16 protein-coding genes are annotated in these 19,007 nt (G+C 59.1%); 7 read left to right on the top strand and 9 right to left on the bottom strand.

The window, feature by feature from the left end; all coding sequences use genetic code 11:
• Positions 1–120 precede the first annotated feature (120 nt).
• From ACWKV9_RS01970 to ACWKV9_RS01990, 5 genes are all read left to right on the top strand, one after another.
• The gene (locus tag ACWKV9_RS01970) at positions 121–2,370 is read left to right on the top strand and encodes a beta-agarase (protein WP_483834401.1); all 2,250 of its coding nucleotides are present in this window, start codon (positions 121–123) and stop codon (positions 2,368–2,370) included.
• Positions 2,371–2,550: 180 nt separating this feature from the next.
• The gene (locus ACWKV9_RS01975; RefSeq protein WP_483834402.1) at positions 2,551–3,699 is read left to right on the top strand and encodes a serine hydrolase domain-containing protein; all 1,149 of its coding nucleotides are present in this window, start codon (positions 2,551–2,553) and stop codon (positions 3,697–3,699) included.
• A 152-nt stretch (positions 3,700–3,851) separates the two neighbouring features.
• Complete coding sequence (locus ACWKV9_RS01980) at positions 3,852–4,946, top strand: OmpA family protein (RefSeq protein ID WP_483834403.1); 1,095 nt, start codon at positions 3,852–3,854, stop codon at positions 4,944–4,946.
• A 47-nt stretch (positions 4,947–4,993) separates the two neighbouring features.
• Positions 4,994–5,641, top strand: a complete 648-nt coding sequence (gene pdxH, locus ACWKV9_RS01985; protein WP_483834404.1) for a pyridoxamine 5'-phosphate oxidase — start codon at positions 4,994–4,996, stop codon at positions 5,639–5,641.
• Positions 5,642–5,817: 176 nt separating this feature from the next.
• The gene (locus ACWKV9_RS01990; protein WP_349795720.1) at positions 5,818–6,282 is read left to right on the top strand and encodes an outer membrane lipoprotein; all 465 of its coding nucleotides are present in this window, start codon (positions 5,818–5,820) and stop codon (positions 6,280–6,282) included.
• Positions 6,283–6,373: 91 nt separating this feature from the next.
• Here the strand turns inward: ACWKV9_RS01990 and ACWKV9_RS01995 are convergent, their stop codons facing one another.
• The 3 genes from ACWKV9_RS01995 to ACWKV9_RS02005 all read right to left on the bottom strand — a co-directional run bounded on the left by ACWKV9_RS01995 (position 6,374) and on the right by ACWKV9_RS02005 (position 9,561).
• Positions 6,374–7,987 (bottom strand): NAD(P)/FAD-dependent oxidoreductase, encoded by a 1,614-nt coding sequence (locus tag ACWKV9_RS01995; RefSeq protein WP_483834405.1) that lies wholly within the window; start codon positions 7,985–7,987, stop codon positions 6,374–6,376.
• Between the two features lie 230 nt (positions 7,988–8,217).
• A complete protein-coding gene (locus ACWKV9_RS02000; RefSeq protein WP_483834406.1) occupies positions 8,218–8,898 on the bottom strand; it encodes a COG3650 family protein in 681 nt (226 codons plus the stop codon).
• Between the two features lie 63 nt (positions 8,899–8,961).
• A complete protein-coding gene (locus ACWKV9_RS02005) occupies positions 8,962–9,561 on the bottom strand; it encodes a short chain dehydrogenase (protein WP_483834407.1) in 600 nt (199 codons plus the stop codon).
• A 104-nt stretch (positions 9,562–9,665) separates the two neighbouring features.
• Here ACWKV9_RS02005 and ACWKV9_RS02010 point away from each other — a divergent pair, with 104 nt between their 5' ends.
• On the top strand, positions 9,666–10,574 hold the full coding sequence (locus tag ACWKV9_RS02010) for a LysR family transcriptional regulator (protein WP_483834408.1): 909 nt from the start codon (positions 9,666–9,668) through the stop codon (positions 10,572–10,574).
• A gap of 224 nt (positions 10,575–10,798) precedes the next feature.
• Here ACWKV9_RS02010 and ACWKV9_RS02015 read toward each other — a convergent pair whose 3' ends face one another.
• From ACWKV9_RS02015 to ACWKV9_RS02035, 5 genes are all read right to left on the bottom strand, one after another.
• Positions 10,799–11,500, bottom strand: coding sequence for an ABC transporter ATP-binding protein (locus ACWKV9_RS02015; protein WP_483834409.1), 702 nt, complete (start codon positions 11,498–11,500; stop codon positions 10,799–10,801).
• Positions 11,501–12,268, bottom strand: a complete 768-nt coding sequence (gene livG / locus ACWKV9_RS02020; RefSeq protein ID WP_349802180.1) for a high-affinity branched-chain amino acid ABC transporter ATP-binding protein LivG — start codon at positions 12,266–12,268, stop codon at positions 11,501–11,503.
• Positions 12,268–13,533 carry a high-affinity branched-chain amino acid ABC transporter permease LivM gene (locus tag ACWKV9_RS02025; RefSeq protein ID WP_483834410.1) on the bottom strand — a complete coding sequence of 422 codons (1,266 nt, stop codon included), beginning with the start codon at positions 13,531–13,533 and terminating at the stop codon, positions 12,268–12,270. Before ACWKV9_RS02025 ends, livG begins: the two co-directional genes overlap by 1 nt.
• Positions 13,530–14,459, bottom strand: coding sequence for a high-affinity branched-chain amino acid ABC transporter permease LivH (gene livH / locus ACWKV9_RS02030; RefSeq protein ID WP_483834411.1), 930 nt, complete (start codon positions 14,457–14,459; stop codon positions 13,530–13,532). The genes ACWKV9_RS02025 and livH overlap by 4 nt, the downstream gene beginning before the upstream one ends.
• A 216-nt stretch (positions 14,460–14,675) precedes the next feature.
• Positions 14,676–15,803, bottom strand: coding sequence for a branched-chain amino acid ABC transporter substrate-binding protein (locus tag ACWKV9_RS02035; RefSeq protein ID WP_483834412.1), 1,128 nt, complete (start codon positions 15,801–15,803; stop codon positions 14,676–14,678).
• 328 nt (positions 15,804–16,131) lie between these two features.
• Between ACWKV9_RS02035 and ACWKV9_RS02040 the strand changes: the two genes are divergently transcribed.
• The gene (locus tag ACWKV9_RS02040; RefSeq protein WP_483834413.1) at positions 16,132–16,437 is read left to right on the top strand and encodes a DUF2288 domain-containing protein; all 306 of its coding nucleotides are present in this window, start codon (positions 16,132–16,134) and stop codon (positions 16,435–16,437) included.
• A 197-nt stretch (positions 16,438–16,634) separates the two neighbouring features.
• On the opposite strand, the gene ACWKV9_RS02045 is transcribed toward ACWKV9_RS02040, so the two are convergent.
• Positions 16,635–18,929: a putative bifunctional diguanylate cyclase/phosphodiesterase gene (locus ACWKV9_RS02045; RefSeq protein ID WP_483834414.1), complete on the bottom strand. Its 2,295-nt coding sequence runs from the start codon at positions 18,927–18,929 to the stop codon at positions 16,635–16,637.
• Between the last annotated feature and the right edge of the window lie 78 nt (positions 18,930–19,007).

Consider the following 19,007-nt stretch of genomic DNA (forward strand, 5'->3'; position numbering starts at 1 on the left):
GCAGGATCCTGTCTCAAGTCGATCTGCCAAGCGCAATGCATCATCACTGTGGGAGCGGACCTGTCCGCTCCCACTATGTCCGTATCGGGCCTTAAGTTCTCACCAGGAGCACCCGTCCACATGATTCACCGTTCACTGTCTGCCTTGCTCGCGCTGCTTTGCGCCGGGCCTGCGATTGCCGCGCCCAACGGTCAGCAGACGCTGTTCAATTTCGTGCGTCCTGCCGATGTGGTGCAGGTCACAACACAAGATGCCAGCCTGCCGCAATCCAACGCCGAGCAGACCGCCGAAGGCGAAGTGCTGCGCCGTGTAACGTTCAATCCGGTCGCCAAACCGAGCCTGCGTCTGGCACCACAGGCCGGGGTCTGGGACTGGTCGGCCGACAGCGCCATGACCCTGCGCATTCAGAGCGCCATGGACTGGGCGCTGACGCTGTACGTACAAATCCAGAGCAACGACGGCAAGATTCTCAACAGCCGCATTGATTTGCCCGCAGGCCCAGCGCAAACGTTGTATGTGCCACTGCACGCCACGTCGGCCTTGAGCCAAGGCATGCGCGCAGGTCCGCCGATGCCCTGGACGTTCGATGGGCAGCGCGTATTGCTGGCCAGCAGCGAGGGTGAGCTTGACCTGAGTCAGGTGGCGTCGGTCACTGTTTCCATGTCCCAGCCCGATATCGCGCAAAGTGTGCTGATAGAACGTTTTGGCGTGCAGGAAAGCGATGAGATGCAGAAGGCTGTCTACAGCAATCTGGTCGATGGTTACGGCCAATACGCACGCGGTAAATGGCCGGAAAAGGTGACCAGCGACGATCAACTCAAAACCTCTGCGAACAAAGAGCAACAACAGCTCAAGACCTGGATGGCCGAGCGTCCAGCGCACGACAAATACGGCGGCATGCTCAAGGGTCCGACGTTTGAAGCCAAGGGCTTTTTTCGGACCGAGAAGCACGATGATCGCTGGTATCTGGTGACCCCTGAAGGCCATCCGTTTTATTCGCTGGGCGTTAACGCCATCACACCCGATGACAGCCAAACCTACATCGAAGGCCGCGAGTCGATGTTTGCCAGCCTGCCGCAAGCGGATGAACCGCTGGCAGCGTTCTATGGCAAGAGCGACGATAACCGCGACACCGGGGCCAATCGCAATCGCCAGTTCGATCAGGGACGCTGGTTCGACTTCTACGGCGCTAACCTGCAACGCACCTATGGCGTGCCGACCTGTGCCGTCGATAGCGCATCGCAAACCGCCGCTGAGAAGCCTGATTGCAAACCGGCCAAGGTCGATGCCGAGCGCTGGATCGATCACACGCTCACCCGCCTGCAAGGCTGGGGTTTCAATACCATCGGCAACTGGAGCGATGCGGGCCTTGGGCTCAAGGCTCGCGTGCCCTATACCTTGCCGCTGTCGATCGTCGGCGATTACGTCAGCATCAGCACGGGCCAGGATTGGTGGGGCGGTATGCCCGATCCGTTCGATCCGCGTTTTGCCATGGCCACCGAACGCGCTGTCGCTATCGCCGCGCGTGACCATCGGGATGATCCGTGGCTAATCGGCTATTACGCGGATAACGAGCTGGCGTGGGCCGCGCCGGGCGATGACCCGAGAGCCCGTTACGCTCTGGCGTACAGCACGCTTAAACAGACCACTGATGTGCCAGCCAAACGCGCATTCCTCAAGCAATTGCGCGACAAATATCGCAATCAGGAAGGGCTGTCGAAGGCGTGGGGTATTGACCTGCCGGCGTGGGAGTTGATGGAAGACCCAGGCTTCGAACCGCCGTTGCCAAGTCCTGAGCACCCGGAAATCGAGAACGACTTCAAATATTTTCTGCGCGTGTTCGCCGAGACCTATTTCAAAACCATTGCTGACTCTCTGAAATGGCATGCGCCCAACCATCTGCTGCTGGGCGGCCGTTTCGGGGTCACCACGCCGGAAGCGGTCGAGGCCTGCGCCAAATTCTGTGACGTGCTGAGTTTCAACTTCTATACGCCCAAACCGCAGGACGGCTTTGATTTCGCCAAATTGCGCGTGCTGGACAAGCCTGTGATGGTGACCGAGTTCCACTTCGGCTCCCGTGACCGTGGGCCTTTCTGGGGTGGTGCGATGGAAGTCGCCAAAGAAGAGGATCGTGGCCCGGCCTACGCCAACTTCCTGAAAAACGCCCTGGCCGAGCCGTCGATTGTCGGCGTGCATTGGTTCCAGTATCTGGATCAGCCGGTGTCCGGACGCAGACTCGATGGCGAGAACGGCCACCTTGGGCTGGTCGGCATCACCGATGTGCCGTATCAGGGTTTCGTCGATGCCGTGCGCAAAGCCAACAACCAAGTGGTGGATGTGTTGGGCAAGGGGCCCGTAAAAACCCCTTGATCACCGCATCCCGGGTAGGAGCTGACGAGCTGCCGAAGGCTGCGATTCAATATGCCTGACACACCGCTATCGCAGCCTTCGGCGGCTCGTCAGCTCCTACACAATGTGTCGGTTCCCAAACGTGCTAATCGCTGGAACAATGCACGCCATTTCAGCCAGCGGTGGACCGGGAGCAGGCACGTGCAGATTCAGGGTCATTTCGAGCTTCAATTCGAGCCAGTGCGCGAGGCGTTCGCGGCGCTGTTCGACGATCCACAGGAGCGCGGCGCGGCGCTTTGCATTCAGGTCGGCGGCCAGAGCGTTGTCGATCTCTGGGCTGGCACCGCTGACAAAGACGGCGCGGAGGCTTGGCACACCGACACCATTGCCAATTTGTTCTCCTGCACCAAGACTTTCACTGCCGTCGCTGCCTTGCAGTTGGTGGACGAAGGCAAGCTGCACCTGGACAAGCCGGTTGCCGATCTTTGGCCCGAGTTTGCCGCAGCGGGCAAGGGCAACATTACTTTGCGCCATTTGCTCTGCCATCAAGCCGGGCTGCCCGCGATCAGGCAACTGCTCCCCGCCGAAGCACTTTACGACTGGCACGCAATGACCAGCGCACTGGCTGCCGAAGAGCCTTGGTGGACGCCTGGCCAAGGTCATGGCTACGCAGCCATCACCTACGGCTGGTTGGTAGGGGAGATGATTCGTCGCGCCGACGGACGTGGGCCGGGCGAGTCCATTGCAGCGCGCATTTCCCGTCCACTGGGTCTGGATTTTCATGTGGGTCTGGCCGATGAAGAGTTTTACCGGGTCGCTCATATAGCTCGCGGCAAGGGCAACAGTGGCGACGAAGCGGCGCAGCGACTTGTGCAGACCACTATGCGCGAGCCCGCTTCGATGACTGCCCGCGCGTTTACCAATCCTCCTTCGGTCATGACCAGCACCAACAAGCCGGAATGGCGCCGCATGCAACAGCCTGCCGCCAACGGTCACGGTAATGCCCGCAGTCTTGCCGGGTTCTACAGTGCATTGCTGGACGGCAGCCTGCTGGAGGCTGACTTGCTCAATGAGCTCACCCGCGAGCACAGCATCGGGCAGGACAAGACACTATTGACCCAAACCCGTTTCGGGCTGGGCTGCATGCTCGATCAACCCAATATGCCCAACGCGACCTACGGCCTGGGTGCCAAAGCCTTCGGCCATCCCGGCGCAGGTGGGTCGGTGGGCTTTGCCGACCCTGAGCGTGATGTCGCATTCGGTTTCGTCACCAATACTCTCGGGCCTTACGTGCTGATGGACCCCCGCGCGCAAAAGCTGGTGCGCGTGCTTGGTGAGTGTTTGCAATAGATATCGCTGTTAAGTGCTTGTTTATAACCGACTGTCAGGTAAATGCCTGATATGGGAACCGCAGAGCGGTTTCTTTTTCCAACAGACCGTTTTTGCGTGTTATATGGGCGCTGCTTCGTTCATTTTCTGATCAATTATTTTTCGGGTCATCCATGTCTACCAATAAAAGCCTCGTTCTCGCCGTTTGTCTTGCCGTCACTGGCTGCGCCCAGACGCCTCAGAATCAATCTGCCGATAGCGCCCCATGGTGGTCGTTCGGTGCTGGCAAAACTGCCGACGCCGCACCCGCCAAGCCTGAAGTAAAACCTGCAGTCGCTGAAGTGAAGAAGGCTGATGCCGAAACCGGCACCCATTGGTACTGGCCGTTTGGTTCCGATCATGGCGCCACTGAAACCAAACCAGAACTGGCCGCCACTCAGCCGACAGCCAAGGCAGCTCCTGCCGTTGCCAGCGCCAATGACGGCAACAAGTGGTGGTGGCCTTTCCCGGCGGCCGATAAAAAAGATGCTGCCCCGGCTGTACCAAAGGTCGACCCAAAGGTTACTCAGGCCTGGCTTGATTCGAACGAGCCCCTTATGCGCGAAGCCATCAAGGGCAGCAAATTTGAACTTGAGCGTCGTGAAGACGTTCTGGTGATCACCGCGCCGGTGGATAGCACCTTCAACCCTGACCGTCCTGCGATGCTGCTGCCCACTAACCTTGGGCCAATCACCAAGCTCGCGAAAATGCTCGAACGCGATCCAAAAACCGCGGTTCTGGTCCTGGGCCACTCGGACCTGGCAGGCGACGCACCGCTGAAAATCAGTCAGGAACGCGCCCAGTCTGTCGCCGCGATTTTCCGTCTCAGTGGTCTGCAGCGTAACCGTCTGAACCTGCGAGGCATGGGTGATCTGCAACCGCGTGCCGCCAGCGACAGCGCGCCAGGTCGCGAACTGAACCGCCGCGTAGAGATGATCATGACCCCGCAAGAGACCATGGTTGCGCTGCTCGCCAAGTACAACATGCCGACGCCAGCGCCGGTCATGGTCGCCGTGCAGAACAAACCAGTGGTCGCAGCGCCTGTCGTTGCACCTACCCCGGCAGCAAAGGCCGCACCGGTTAAAAAAGCCGCTGCCCCTGCCAAGAAGGCCACGGCCGCCAAAGCGCCAGCGAAAAAGGCTGTCGCCAAGAAAACCACCCCTGCCAAAGCAGCCCCAGCCAAGACGCCGGCAAAAAAAGCGACCAATACTCAAGCCAACGCGAACTGAAGTAACATCGGCATCCCGACAACGGATGCCGATTAAGGAAGTACGTGATGACTGAGCGCCTGGCTGACATGCGCCGCAACTATGCCCGCGACGGTTTGACCGAAGCGCAGGCAACCGCTGAGCCATTTGCTCTGTTTCATCAGTGGTTCGATGAAGCGGTGAAGACCGAGCAGGCGCCGATCGAGCCCAACGCTATGACGTTGGCCACTGTCGACGCTGATGGCCGTCCCCACAGCCGGGTGCTGTTGCTCAAAGGCCTGGACGCTCAAGGTTTCACGTTTTTCACCAACTACGACAGCGCCAAAGGCCAGCAATTGGCTGCTCATCCATTCGGCGCAATGACGTTCTTCTGGCCGACTCTTGAGCGCCAGGTGCGCATCGAAGGTCGCGTGAGCAAAGTCACCGCACAAGAATCCGACGCCTATTATCAGGTTCGCCCACTGGGCAGCCGTTTAGGCGCGTGGGCGTCGCCGCAAAGCCGGGTGATCGCTGACCGCGCGGAGCTGGAAAATTTGCTCAGCGCCACCGAGCAGCGTTTCAGCGATACCCCGCCTGAGTGTCCGGAACACTGGGGCGGCTATCGGCTGGTGCCGGATCGCATCGAGTTCTGGCAAGGTCGCCCAAGCCGTCTTCATGACCGTTTGAATTACCGTCTTGTGCAAGGCGCGTGGTTGCGTGAACGTCTGGCGCCCTGACAATCCGGCAGGCAGGGCGATTTTTCGTTGAATCAAATCAGTGCGCAATCGTCCATAAGTGAAGACGCTGGCGTATCTGTATCACGCCTGAATGAACGTAAATTATCGGTACAGGGCCGTGACATCGGTTGGCGTCGCGGAGTTTAATGGCCGCCTGTTCCTCTGGAGATATTGTTATGCGCAAGTCCGTTCTGTTAGTTGCTTCGTTCACAGCCATGGCGCTGACACTGGGCGGCTGTACTTCTAGTCTGACCGGCGATTCCTACTCGCGCGATGAAGCCCGGACCGTTCAGACCGTTCGTTTGGGTACCGTCGAGTCGCTGCGCCCTGTGAAGATCGAAGGCACGAAGACCCCAATCGGTGCTGGCGCCGGTGCAATCGTGGGTGGTGTAGGCGGCAGCGCCATTGGCGGCGGTCGTGGCAGCATCGTGACTGCAGTGATCGGTGCCGTTGCTGGCGGTCTGCTGGGTTCGATGACCGAAGAAGGTCTCACCCGCACCCAGGGCGTGGAAATCACCGTGCGTGAAGACGACGGCACCATGCGCGCCTACGTTCAGCAGGTTCAGGAAAACGAGATTTTCCGGGTCGGCGACCGTGTTCGCATCATGAGCGTCAACGGCACCAGCCGCGTCACTCGCTGAGCCTGATTGAGTGTTTCAGTGCTGAAGTAAGAAGTTGTTACACAAAAACGCCCCGGCATGTCGGGGCGTTTTTGTATGCGCAAAAGCAATATTAGATGGCGATGCCCAGCATGCTTTTTGCCAACGCCTCGGCAATTCGAATCCCGTCCACGCCCGCCGACAGAATCCCGCCCGCATAACCTGCGCCTTCGCCAGCCGGGAACAGCCCCTTGACGTTCAGGCTCTGCATGTCGTCGCCACGCGTAATACGCAGTGGCGAGGAGGTGCGGGTTTCGATGCCGGTGAGCACCGCATCATGCTGGGCAAAGCCCTTGATCTGCTTGTCGAACGCAGGCAGCGCCTCGCGGATCGCTTCAATGGCGTAGGCGGGCAGGGCGTCGGCCAGGTCCACCAGCTTAACGCCGGGTTTGTAGGACGGCTCGACGCTACCCAGCTCGCTCGACACCTTGCCCGCGATGAAGTCACCCACCAACTGCGCAGGCGCTTCGTAGGTTCCGCCGCCCAGCACGTAAGCGTGGGATTCGAGGCGTTCCTGAAGCTCGATCCCGGCCAGCGGGCTGCCTGGGTAATCCTCGTCCGGCGTGATGCCGACCACGATGCCGGAGTTGGCATTGCGTTCGTTGCGCGAGTACTGGCTCATACCGTTAGTGACGACGCGATTGGGTTCGGACGTCGCCGCAACCACTGTGCCGCCAGGGCACATGCAGAAGCTGTAGACCGAACGGCCGTTCTTGGCGTGGTGCACCAGTTTGTAATCAGCGGCGCCCAGCTTCGGGTGGCCAGCGTATTTACCCAGCCGCGCGCGATCGATCAGGCCCTGAGGGTGTTCAATGCGGAAACCCACCGAGAACGGCTTGGCTTCCATGTACACGCCACGGCCGTGGAGCATGCGGAAGGTGTCCCGCGCGCTGTGGCCGAGGGCGAGGATCACATGACGCGATTCGATGCGCTCGCCGCCATCCAGTTCGACGCCGTGCAACTGACCGTCTTCGATCAGCACGTCAGTCACGCGCTGCTGAAAACGCACTTCGCCGCCCAGCGCTTCGATTTGCTGGCGCATGTTCTCGACCACGCCGGTCAGGCGGAAAGTACCGATGTGCGGTTTGCTGACGTAGAGAATCTCGTCCGGCGCTCCGGCTTTGACGAACTCGTGCAGCACCTTGCGACCGTGGAATTTCGGGTCTTTGATCTGGCTGTAAAGCTTGCCGTCGGAGAACGTGCCGGCGCCGCCTTCGCCGAACTGCACGTTGGACTCAGGTTTGAGCACGTTCTTGCGCCACAGCCCCCAGGTGTCTTTAGTGCGCTGGCGCACTTCGGTGCCGCGCTCGAGGATGATCGGCTTGAAGCCCATTTGTGCCAGCAACAGGCCAGCGAAGATGCCGCACGGTCCGAACCCGACCACGATGGGGCGTTCGGTGAGGTCCGCAGGTGCGTGGCCGACGACTTTGTAGCTGACGTCCGGGGCCGGGGTGACGTGTCGATCGTTGGACAAACGCGCCAGCAGTGCGGCTTCGTTACGGACTTCGAAGTCGATGGTGTAGATGAATTGCAGTTCGGAGGATTTCTTGCGCGCGTCATAGCTGCGCTTGAACAGCGTGAAGTCGATCAGTTCATCGCTGTCGATCCCAAGGCGTTGCAGGAGCGCAGGGCGCAGCGCTTCTTCCGCATGTTCCAGGGGGAGTTTGAGTTCGGTGATTCGTAACATTGAAAGGTCCAGTTTCCGGGCCGCAGGTTCTGCCCGGCAGCGCTTCAAGAACCGGCGATTATAAGCCAGATTGGCGCGCAAACGGTGACGGACCGGATGATCCGGGAAGTGTAGGAGCGCGCTTGCCCGCGAAAGTAACCCACCTGCGTCCGATTTATCGCTGACGCACCGCGTTCGCGGGCAAGCGCGCTCCTACAAAATCAGGCACCGCGTGCCGACGAAGTGGAAGATCAATCGTTACGGCCACCACCGTAATACGCACAGCCCTGCTGCACCTGACCGTTGACGCGTAATTGCGCGGTCAAGTGCTGTACCGAGCCGTTGACCGTATCGACGCAGCGCTGGGGCGCGACCCACAGCTCAACGTGCTGATCGTTGGCGTCGGTGACCAGGTTGAAGCGGCCATCGGGGAGTTGTTCTTCCATGTAAGGCACGGCAAACGGCGCCTTGCCTTCGCGCTCAAGCACCATGCCCTTGCCGCTGGCATTGAGGTTCCACTTGGGGCCATTGCCGCTGGCGTGGATGGTCAAGCGCTTGAAGTTGGGGTCCATGCAGGCATCGGTGGGGCGCTCGACGCGGTAGAACTGGTACAGACTCAGTTCACCTTCACTGCCCGCCGCCTTACTAGCGACAAAGTTGCCACGTACATCGGCGAAGGCCTTGCCGTTCTTATCCACCACCGAAGCTGCTTCCTGAAGAATGCCGGTATTGCCCTTATCCAGCACCACGTACAAGCGATGCTCGTCGCACGGCTGGAACATCAGCTTGCCATTCTGGCCGGTCAGTTCGCCCTGCATGCGGATCATCCCCGCCGTGGAAACCTTAGTGGCATCAGACTTGGGCGCCAGCATCTGGCATCCGGCAAACAGGGGCAGCAGGGCGAATATCACGACGGAACGAGCAGCGGACATGGGGCGGGTCTCCAGACAAGTGCCGCCACGTTACTCAGCCTGTTCGCTCATCACAAGAGGCGATTACCCGACGTGGTAAGTCTGTCCGGTTTGTAGCCCTTCGACACTTTTTGCATACGCCAGGGCTACATCGGCGGCAGGCACCGGTTTGAAGCCGCGAAAGTACGGTGCGTAGCTGCCCATGGCCTCCACCAGCACGTTGGGGCTGACCGAGTTGACGCGCATGCCCCGGGGCATTTCAATCGCAGCGGCGCGCACAAACGCATCGATCGCTCCGTTTACAAGGCTCGCCGACGCGCCCGCCGCGATGGGGTCATGGCTGAGCACGCCGGTGGTAAAGGTGAAGGAGGCGCCGTCGTTGGCAAATTCACGACCGATCAGCAGCAGATTGACTTGACCCATCAGCTTGTCCCGCAGGCCGAGGGCGAAGGATTCCTCGTTCATGTCCGCCAGTGGCGCGAACGTGACGTTGCCAGCCGCGCAGATCAGTGCATCGAAAGGACCTGTCCGTTCGAACAGTTTGCGGATCGAGCCGCTGTCACTAATATCGACGTGCTCCTGGCCACTGCTGCGGCCGATTCGGATGATGTCATGACGCGGCGCCAGCTCTTTTTCAATCGCCGAGCCTACGGTCCCGCTGGCGCCAATCAATAGAATTTTCACGGTGCAGTCCTTACCTGGATGGATATGACGCACAGTGTGAATCGCCTTTGCCCACGGATATATGGGGTAAAGCGCAAACCCGGTTTGTGGATAAGGAAACAATCATGAGCGAAATGGACGATCTGGCCGCGTTCGCGATGCTGGTCGAGGCCAACAGTTTTACCCTCGCCGCGCAGTGGTTGGAGACCAGCACCAGCCAGTTGTCCAAGCGCATCAGCAAGCTTGAAAAAAGCTACGGCGTGACCTTGCTCCACCGCACCACCCGCAGCCTGACGCTGACATCTGCCGGCGCGATTCTGTTGCCTGAGGCGCGAGCACTCCTGGTGCAACGGGATCGGGTACGCGATGCCATGGCCTATTTGAGTGAGAGCTTGTCTGGCACTGTGCGTTTGACCGTTCCGGTGTCGTTGGGCGAAACGTTTTTTGAGGGGCTGCTGACCGAGTTCGCTGAAAGCTATCCATTGCTTCAGGTGGAGCTGGACCTGAATAACAACTTTAGGGACATGCGCCGCGATGGTTTTGACCTGGGGATTCGTTCCAGCGTCGGAGTGGATGAGCGGCTGGTGGCCAAGCCGTTGCTGGCGCTACAGGAGCTGACCTGTGCCAGCCCTTCGTATCTGGAGCAGTTCGGTAAACCGCAGACGCCCGAAGATTTGCGCGCTCATCGCTGTTTGCTCAACAGCCATTACAGCGGCCGGGAATCCTGGGTATATCACCGAAATCATGAGCCGCAGCGGGTGCATGTGAAGGGCACGTTCGCCAGCAACCACTACGGCCTGTTGAAGCGCGCAGCATTGGTCGGCGCAGGTGTGGCGCGGCTGCCTTCGTACATGATTCATGACGAGCTCAACGACGGCCGCTTGCACTGGTTGCTGCGCGATTACCAGACGCCCACGTCATCGTTGTTTCTGGTGCATCCGTTTGAAGGGCAATTGCCAAGGAGAACCCAGGTGATGGCCGATTACCTGACCACCTGGTTTGAGCGCAGCAGTCAGGCGCTGGCTAACCTCTGATGACCCTGTAAGAGCCAACTTGTTGGCGAGATGGCCTGATGTGTACACCAGTTCCGGCCTCTCGCGAACAAGTTCGCTCCTACAGGAAATGCAGCTTTTGTGGGAGCGGACCTGTCCGCGAAGAGGCCAGTACATTCGATATATCTCTATCGACTGAAACGACGCATTCGCGGACGGGTCCGCTCCCACAGGTATTTCATCAGCGGCAAGATTTCCGTTTCTGTTTACCCGCCGAGATAAGCATCCCGCACTTTCGGGTCGACCAGCAGTTCTTCGCCAGTGCCTTGCATCACCACGCGACCGTTCTCCAGCACGTACGCGCGATCAGCGATTTTCAGTGCCTGGTTGGCGTTTTGCTCCACCAGGAACACCGTTACGCCATCGCGGCGCAGCTGTTCGACGATCTCGAAGATCTGCTGAATGATGATCGGCGCCAACCCCAGCGACGGCTCATCGAGCAGCAACAACTTGGGCTTGCTCATCAGCGCGCGGCCAATCGCGAGCATTTGCTGTTCGCCGCCTGACATGGTGCCGCCGCGCTGATTGAAGCGTTCTTTCAAGCGCGGAAACAGGTGCAGCACCTTATCCATCTGCTCCTGATAAGCGTCCTTCTCGGTGAAGAAACCGCCCATGGCCAGGTTTTCTTCCACGGTCAGACGCGCAAACACGCGACGGCCTTCCGGCACCACCGCGATGCTCTTGCGCATGATCACCGACGACTCCAGCCCCACAAGCTCTTCACCCATGTAACGGATGCTGCCGCTGTGGGCGCGCGGCGAACCGCACAGGGTCATCAGCAGCGTGGACTTGCCTGCGCCGTTTGCACCGATCAGCGTGACGATCTCGCCCTGACGCACATCGACGCTGACGCCGTGCAGTGCCTGGATCTTGCCGTAGAAGGTGGAAACGTTATCGAACTGCAGCATTTACGCTTCCCCCAGGTAGGCTTTGATCACTTCAGGATTGTCACGGATCTGCTCGGGCGTGCCATCAGCCAGCGGCGTGCCCTGGTTGATCACCACGATGTGGTCAGAAATGCTCATCACCAGTTTCATGTCGTGCTCGATCAGCAGAACGGTGGCGTTGTGCTCGTTACGCAGCACACCGATCAGCGCCTTGAGGTCTTCGGTTTCCTTGGGGTTCAGGCCTGCAGCTGGTTCGTCGAGCATGAGGATGCGCGGGCGCGTCATCATGCAGCGGGCGATTTCCAGGCGGCGTTGCTGACCGTAGGCGAGCGTGCCGGCAGGGCGGTTGGCGAACTCTTTCAGGTCCACCGCTTCCAGCCAATGCTCGGCGTACTCCATGGCCTCGCGCTCGCTTTTGCGATACGACGGAGTCTTGAACAGACCGGACAGGAAGTTGGTATTGAGATGACGATGCTGAGCCACCAGCAGGTTCTCGACAGCGGTCATTTCCTTGAACAAGCGCACGTTCTGGAACGTACGCACCACGCCTTTGCGGGCGATTTCATGACCGGCCAGGCCCTGAATCGGCTCGCCGTCCAGCAGGATTGTCCCTGCGGTCGGCTTGTAGAAACCGGTCAGGCAGTTGAAGACGGTGGTCTTGCCGGCGCCATTGGGGCCGATCATCGACACAACCTGTTTCTCATGAACGGTCAGGCCCACGCCATTGACGGCCAGCAGGCCACCGAAGCGCATGCTCAGACCTGAGGCTTGCAGAAGTGGACGGCTCATTAGCTCAGATCCCCTTTGAGTTTCATTACGGGACGCTGCATGGGCAGGAAGCCCTGAGGACGCCAGATCATCATCAGCACCATCAAGGCGCCGAAGCCCAGCATGCGGTATTCGCTGAACTCACGCATCATTTCCGGCAGCAGGATCATCACGATCGCCGCCAGAATCACGCCTAGTTGCGAGCCCATGCCGCCCAGTACCACGATTGCCAGAATGATCGCGGACTCCAGGAAGGTGAACGATTCCGGAGTGATCAGGCCCTGACGCGCAGCAAAGAAGCTGCCGGCAAAACCCGCGAACGCAGCACCCAGGGTGAAAGCCGAGAGCTTGATGATGGTCGGATTCAGACCCAGCGCGCGGCAGGCGATTTCGTCTTCGCGCAGCGCTTCCCACGCACGGCCAATCGGCATGCGCAGCAGGCGGTTGATCACGAACAGTGCTGCCAGTGCCAGCAGCAACGCCACCAGATACAGGAAGATCACCTTGTTGATCGAGTTGTATTGCAGGCCGAAATACTCGTGGAAGGTCTGCATGCCTTCGGCCGCCTTGCGTTCGAAGGTGAGGCCGAACAGGGTTGGTTTTTCGATGTTGCTGATGCCGTTCGGGCCGCCGGTGAGGTCGGTCATGTTACGCAGCAACAGACGAATGATTTCACCAAAGCCCAACGTCACGATGGCCAGATAGTCACCGCGCAATCGCAATACCGGGAAGCCCAGCAGGAAGCCGAACAGCGCCGCCATCAATCCGGAAATCGGCAGGCAGATCCAGAAACCCAGGCCGAAGTAGTGCGACAGCAACGCGTAGCTGTAGGCGCCGACGGCGTAGAAACCGACATAGCCCAAGTCCAGCAAGCCAGCCAGGCCAACGACGATGTTCAGGCCCAGGCCGAGCATGATGTAGATCAGGATCAGCGTGGCGATGTCCACCGCGCCGCGCGAACCGAAGAACGGCCAGATGAACGCACCGACCACCAATGCCAGCAGGAACCAGCGCTGGGTCGACGGCAGGGTCAGAAAGTTGCTGGCCTTGCTCGGAACGCTGGGCAGGCTTGGGGATGAACGCCACGCAGCGCTGATTTGCTCAGCGAACAGCACGCGCACAAACATCAGCAGCGCGCAGCCAAAAATGATGGCGACGGTGGTATGGCTGGCGCCAAGAACGGTCAGGTTGACCCCGACGATTTCCAGCTTGAGCCCCAGGATCGGGTAAGCCACGGCCAGCACCAACAAGGCGCTGAAGAAGGCCGATTTGAGATTCCGAGTCATACTTTTTCAACCTCCGGACGGCCCAGCAGGCCGGTTGGCCGGAACAACAACACCAGAACGAGCAAGCCGAACGCCACCACGTCCTTGTACTGGTCGCCGAAAATGTCAGCGCCAAACGCTTCAGCCACACCCAGCACCAGACCGCCGAGCATCGCGCCCGGGATACTGCCGATACCGCCCAATACCGCTGCGGTGAAGGCTTTGATGCCGACCAGGAACCCGGCGTTAGGGTTGATCACGCCGTATTGCATGCTCAGCAATACCGCAGCGACCGCCGCCAGTGCAGCGCCGATGACGAAGGTCAGGGCGATGATATTGTTGGTGTTGATGCCAAGCAGGTTGGCCATCTTGATGTCTTCGGCGCAGGCGCGGCAGGCGCGGCCCAAGCGAGAGCGGGAGATGAACCAGGTCAGTGCGAGCATCGCGATCAGGGTCACGACGAAAATCAGGATCTGCATGTAGGAGATCACCACTTCATGGGTGCTCACACTGCCGAATACGATGTTGCCAGGGATCAGGTTGGGGATCGATTTGTCCTTGGAATCCTGCGCAAGCAGCACAGTGTTCTGCAGGAAAATCGACATGCCGATGGCGGAAATCAGCGGGATCAGACGGTTGCTGCCGCGCAACGGACGGTAGGCGACCCGTTCGATGGCGTAACCGTAGGCGCTGGTCACCACAATACTGGCGACGAAAGCTGCGGTGATCACCAGCGGCAGGCTGTTGATACCCATCATGCTCAAGCCGGCAATGGCGATGAACGCCACGTACGAGCCGATCATGTACACCTCGCCGTGGGCGAAGTTGATCATGCCAATGATGCCGTACACCATGGTGTAGCCAATGGCGATCAAGGCGTAAGTGCTGCCAATGGTCATGCCATTAACCAGCTGTTGGAAAAAGTGATAGATGTCTATCTCGGGCATTGCCGCGCGCTCCTAAAAACCTTATCGGTGTTTCACTGGTGAAGTCTTTTTCCCGCTCGCACGTCGTGATCTACGTCTGCGTTTGGCACGAGCCCAGTGATTCACTGGTGCGGTTTCAAGATGTTCAGTCGAAGGGGTCTTGTGAATCCCGTCGGCCTTCTAAAACAAAGCCCACTGCGGTTGCAGTGGGCTTCGGGTTGAACGAAGGGCGTGCGATTACTTCACAGGCGCTTCAGTCTTGGTGCCGTCTTTGTGCCAGGTGTAAACGACGAATTTGAAGTCTTTCAAGTCACCCTTGGCGTCAAACGACAGATCGCCGGTAGGGGTCTTGAAGGTACCAGCGTGGATGGCAGCAGCCACTTTGGCGGTGTCTTCGGATTTGGCAGTTTTGATGGCGTCGGCGATTACTTCAACAGCAGCGTAGGCCGGGAACACGAACGGACCGCTCGGGTCTTCTTTCTTCGCGGCGAAAGCATCAACCAGCGCCTTGTTGGACGGGTCTTGGTCGAACGATTTCGGCAGGGTCACCAGCAGGCCTTCGGATGCGTCCTGAGCGATCTGCGAGATCGATGCGTTGCCCACGCCTTCTGGACCCATGAAACCGGCTTTCAGACCTTTTTCCTGTGCCTGACGCAGGATCAGACCCAGCTCAGGGTGATAGCCGCCGTAGTAGACGAAATCGACGTTGGCTTGTTTGAGCTTGGCGATCAGCGAAGAGAAGTCTTTGTCGCCGGCGTTGATGCCTTCGAACACAGCGACTTTCACGCCGTCTTTTTCCAGTGTCTGCTTAACGGCGGTGGCGATGCCTTCACCGTATTGCTGCTTGTCGTGGATGACCGCAACGACTTTAGGCTTGACCTGTTTGGCGATGTATTCGCCAGCGGCAGGGCCTTGAGCACTGTCCAGACCGATAGTGCGGAAGATCAGTTTGTAGCCACGAGCGGTGATTTCCGGGCTGGTAGCAGCCGGGGTCACCATGATGATGCCTTCGTCTTCGTAGATGTCGGACGCTGGCTGAGTGGAGCTGGAGCACAGGTGACCGACCACGAACTTGACGCCGTCGTTGACCACTTTGTTGGCGACCGCTACCGCTTGTTTAGGGTCGCAGGCGTCATCATATTCCACGGCTTCGAGTTTCTTGCCATCCACGCCGCCTTTGGCGTTGATTTGCTCGATAGCCATTTTCGCACCGCTGAACTGCATGTCGCCGTATTGGGCAACCGGTCCGGTTTTAGGGCCGGCGATGCCGATCTTGATGGTGTCGGCTGCGAACGAGTGGCTGGCAACACCCGCCAGAACCAGTGCGGCGAACAGTTTGGAAATCTGAGTAATACCCTTAGTCATGATGCTCCACTCTTGCGTTGTCGTTTTTATAATCCTGACGGCCAAAAGGCGCAGGACCGGATTAACTTATCCAGACCGTACCCCCGGCAACTGTACCGGAACAGTTTAGAGCGCCGATTGATCGCTTGAAAAGCTGGCTACGGGGGGCAAGGACTACTGATGTCGCTTAATTGACACAAAGATACACATTCATACCGGTCGATCCCTGAGTGACCTCCCCAAATCTATCGGCGTGCGTGAAGTTCCCTGCAATCAATCACTTGAATCTGGGTTTGTCTGAAGAAAACAGGGCGCTATCATTGCCCGGATTTTCTTTTTGGTGAAACCCATGACGCAAGAACCTAGCACCCTCTATGCCAAGCTGCTTGGCGAAACTGCATCAATCACCTGGAAAGAATTGCAACCGTTCTTTGCGAAGGGTGCCCTGTTGTGGGTCGAGGCTGAACAGGATTTGATTGCCGTCGCAGTGGCCTTTGCCGAGAACGACGAACCAGCCGTGGCTGGCTGGCTTGAGCGTGAAGAGGTCGGCAAGGTGGCTGAGTCGCGGGCTTTGGACTTATTGACTCGCGATCCGGCGTTGTGGGCGGTGGTCGTGGCCCCTTGGGTGCTGATCCAGGAAAGGGCGTCGCGGTAATCGACGCCTTATATTGGTGCGTGGCGTGATGGCAAAGTGGGTAGGTCAGTAACCGTCTACTTGCCTCAAGTAGCGAAAAATCCCATGACAGTGCCTGCTTTTCTGTAGGAGCCAACTTGTTGGCGAGACCGGATATGGGGGGCATGAGGTCAGCCGCTTCGCGAACAAGTTCGCTCCTACAAAATCTCCATAGGCCCTTAGCTCTGCCGAATCGGTTTGGACCGGAAACGATCCGCTCTTGGGTCTTCGGGTGCTTCGACGCTTTCGAGCTGCGGCGTATGCAGACTCAGCCGCGCCGCTTCCAGCATTGCCATGGTCGGGGAGAGCCCAGCCGGTTTGCGCTGATTGATCTGCTGCACCAGAGGCAGCAATACCTCAAGCGGCGCTGGCCTGCTGAACAGATAACCCTGCACGTAATCGCAGCCGTGCTTGCTCAAAAACTCCAATTGGGCCGCGGTTTCCACTCCTTCGGTCACGACTTTCAGGTGCAGCGTGTGGGCCATGACGATGATCGCCTGCACGATCTCCATGTCCTGGGGCGAAGCTGGAATGTCGATGATGAACGAGCGGTCGATCTTCACCGTGTCCAGTGGCAGTCGCTTGAGGTAGGCCAGCGACGAGTAACCGGTGCCGAAGTCATCGATGGACAACGCAACACCCAGCTTGCGGATTTCCTTGAGCAACAAAACCGTGTTGCTGATATTGCCCATCAGCGCGTTTTCCGTGACCTCCACTTCCAGCCTATTAGCTGAAACGCCAGCCTCGTCCAGGGCATGAGCGACTTCGTCCACCAGCGCATCGCGCGCCAGATTGAGCGCCGAGCAGTTGACGGCGATGATCAGTTTGTCGAAATCAGAGTCGCGCAACATCCCCAGGTCGTGGCAGGCGCGGCGCAGCACCCAATTGTCCAGTTCAGCAATCAGGCCATTGTTCTCGGCGATGGTAATAAAGCGATCCGGCGTCAGCAGCCCCTGGGTCGGGTGCTGCCAGCGGACCAGTGCTTCGAGCTTGGCGACATGCCCGGTGCGCAGGTCCACGATGGGCTGGTAATACAGTTGCAACTCGTCCTGTTCGCGCAGGGCGTTGCGTAACTGCTCCTCAAGTTGCAGCTCCATGCTGGCGCGGGTTTTAAGGTTGGCGCTGAAGAAGTGAACGGTGTTGCGCCCGTGCCCCTTGGATTGATACAGCGCAAGGTCCGCGTGCTTGAGCAGTTCGTCGCAACTGTCGCCGTCGTCGGGGAAAATGCTGATGCCAATGCTGGTGGTCATCACCATGCGCCGACCGCCCAGATCGATGGGCTCTTTCATTTTCTGCATGACGCGCTGCGCCAGATAACGGGCTTCCTCCGGGTTTTGCAGGGTGATGAGGATGCAGAATTCATCGCCGCCAAACCGGGCGACCATGTCACTGGCCCGGGTCGCGCCACGGATACGATCAGCAATTACCTTCAGCAATTCGTCCCCGGCATCGTGACCGAGGCTGTCGTTGATACGCTTGAAGTGATCGATGTCCAGAAACATCACCGCCAGCTTGCCGCTGCACAGTCGCTGTTCAGTCAGCCGTTCGCCGAAGACCTGATTGAAGCCACGGCGGTTGATCAGATTGGTCAGGGGGTCGTAGTGCGCAACCTGTTGCAGGGACGCGCGCGCCTGATCGAGTTGATTGAGCAGCGCGTTGACCCGACGCAGGTCGTGGTCTTTGCTCTGCAGCTTTTTGTCGGCCAGCGCAGCGCTGATGCTGCCGGCCATGATCAGCAGGACGATCAGGGCGATGGTCAGGCTCAATTGCAGGCTGTTCTGGGTGCCAGCCATTCGCAGCTCGGCGTCCACGGGCACTACCAGATGCAATGCCCACATGCCCATAAAGTGCGTGCTGACGATGCCAGCGCCCAGCACCAGGCTGGCAATGTATTTGAGCAAGTGGTGGGTCAGGCTGCTGCCGTTACGAAAGCGCATCGCCAGTATCAACGCCACCAGACTGGACGCGATAGCGATCACGATCGACAGGCCGAACAGCAGCGGGTCGTAATACTGCGTGGCACTGGAGCGCATTGCGGACATGCCGACGTAATGCATGGCAGCGATGCCCAGCCCCATGCAGGTGGCGGCGAGCAGATATTGTCCTGGCCCCAGCGACGCGCGGTTCAGCGCACGCATGGCAACCAGCCCGGCGAACAGCGCAATAATCAGCGAGGCGACGGTGATCGGCAGCTCGTAGTGGATTTCCAGCGGCGTCTGGAACGACAACATGCTGATGAAGTGCATCGCCCAGATGCCCACCGCCAGGCACAACGCACCGAGCCCGCGCCAGCGCATCTTGGCGTTCGGAGTCTCTACATGTCCGACACGTTCGGCGATGTTCAGGGTGGCAAAACTGGCCGCGCAGGCCACCAGATAGGCAAGCAGCACCAGCGAAGGGTTGTGATTGCAGTTCATCAGCAGCCGGCCGTCTGCCGGGATGGCGGATAAAAAGTGTATGCCCAGCCATTCCATAGCGTGTCCCTGCGTCCAGATCCGAGGTTGCCATCATCCGAATGGAGGTACTGGCAATTTGAGATGATTATAGATATC

Source organism: Pseudomonas corni (assembly GCF_057128765.1).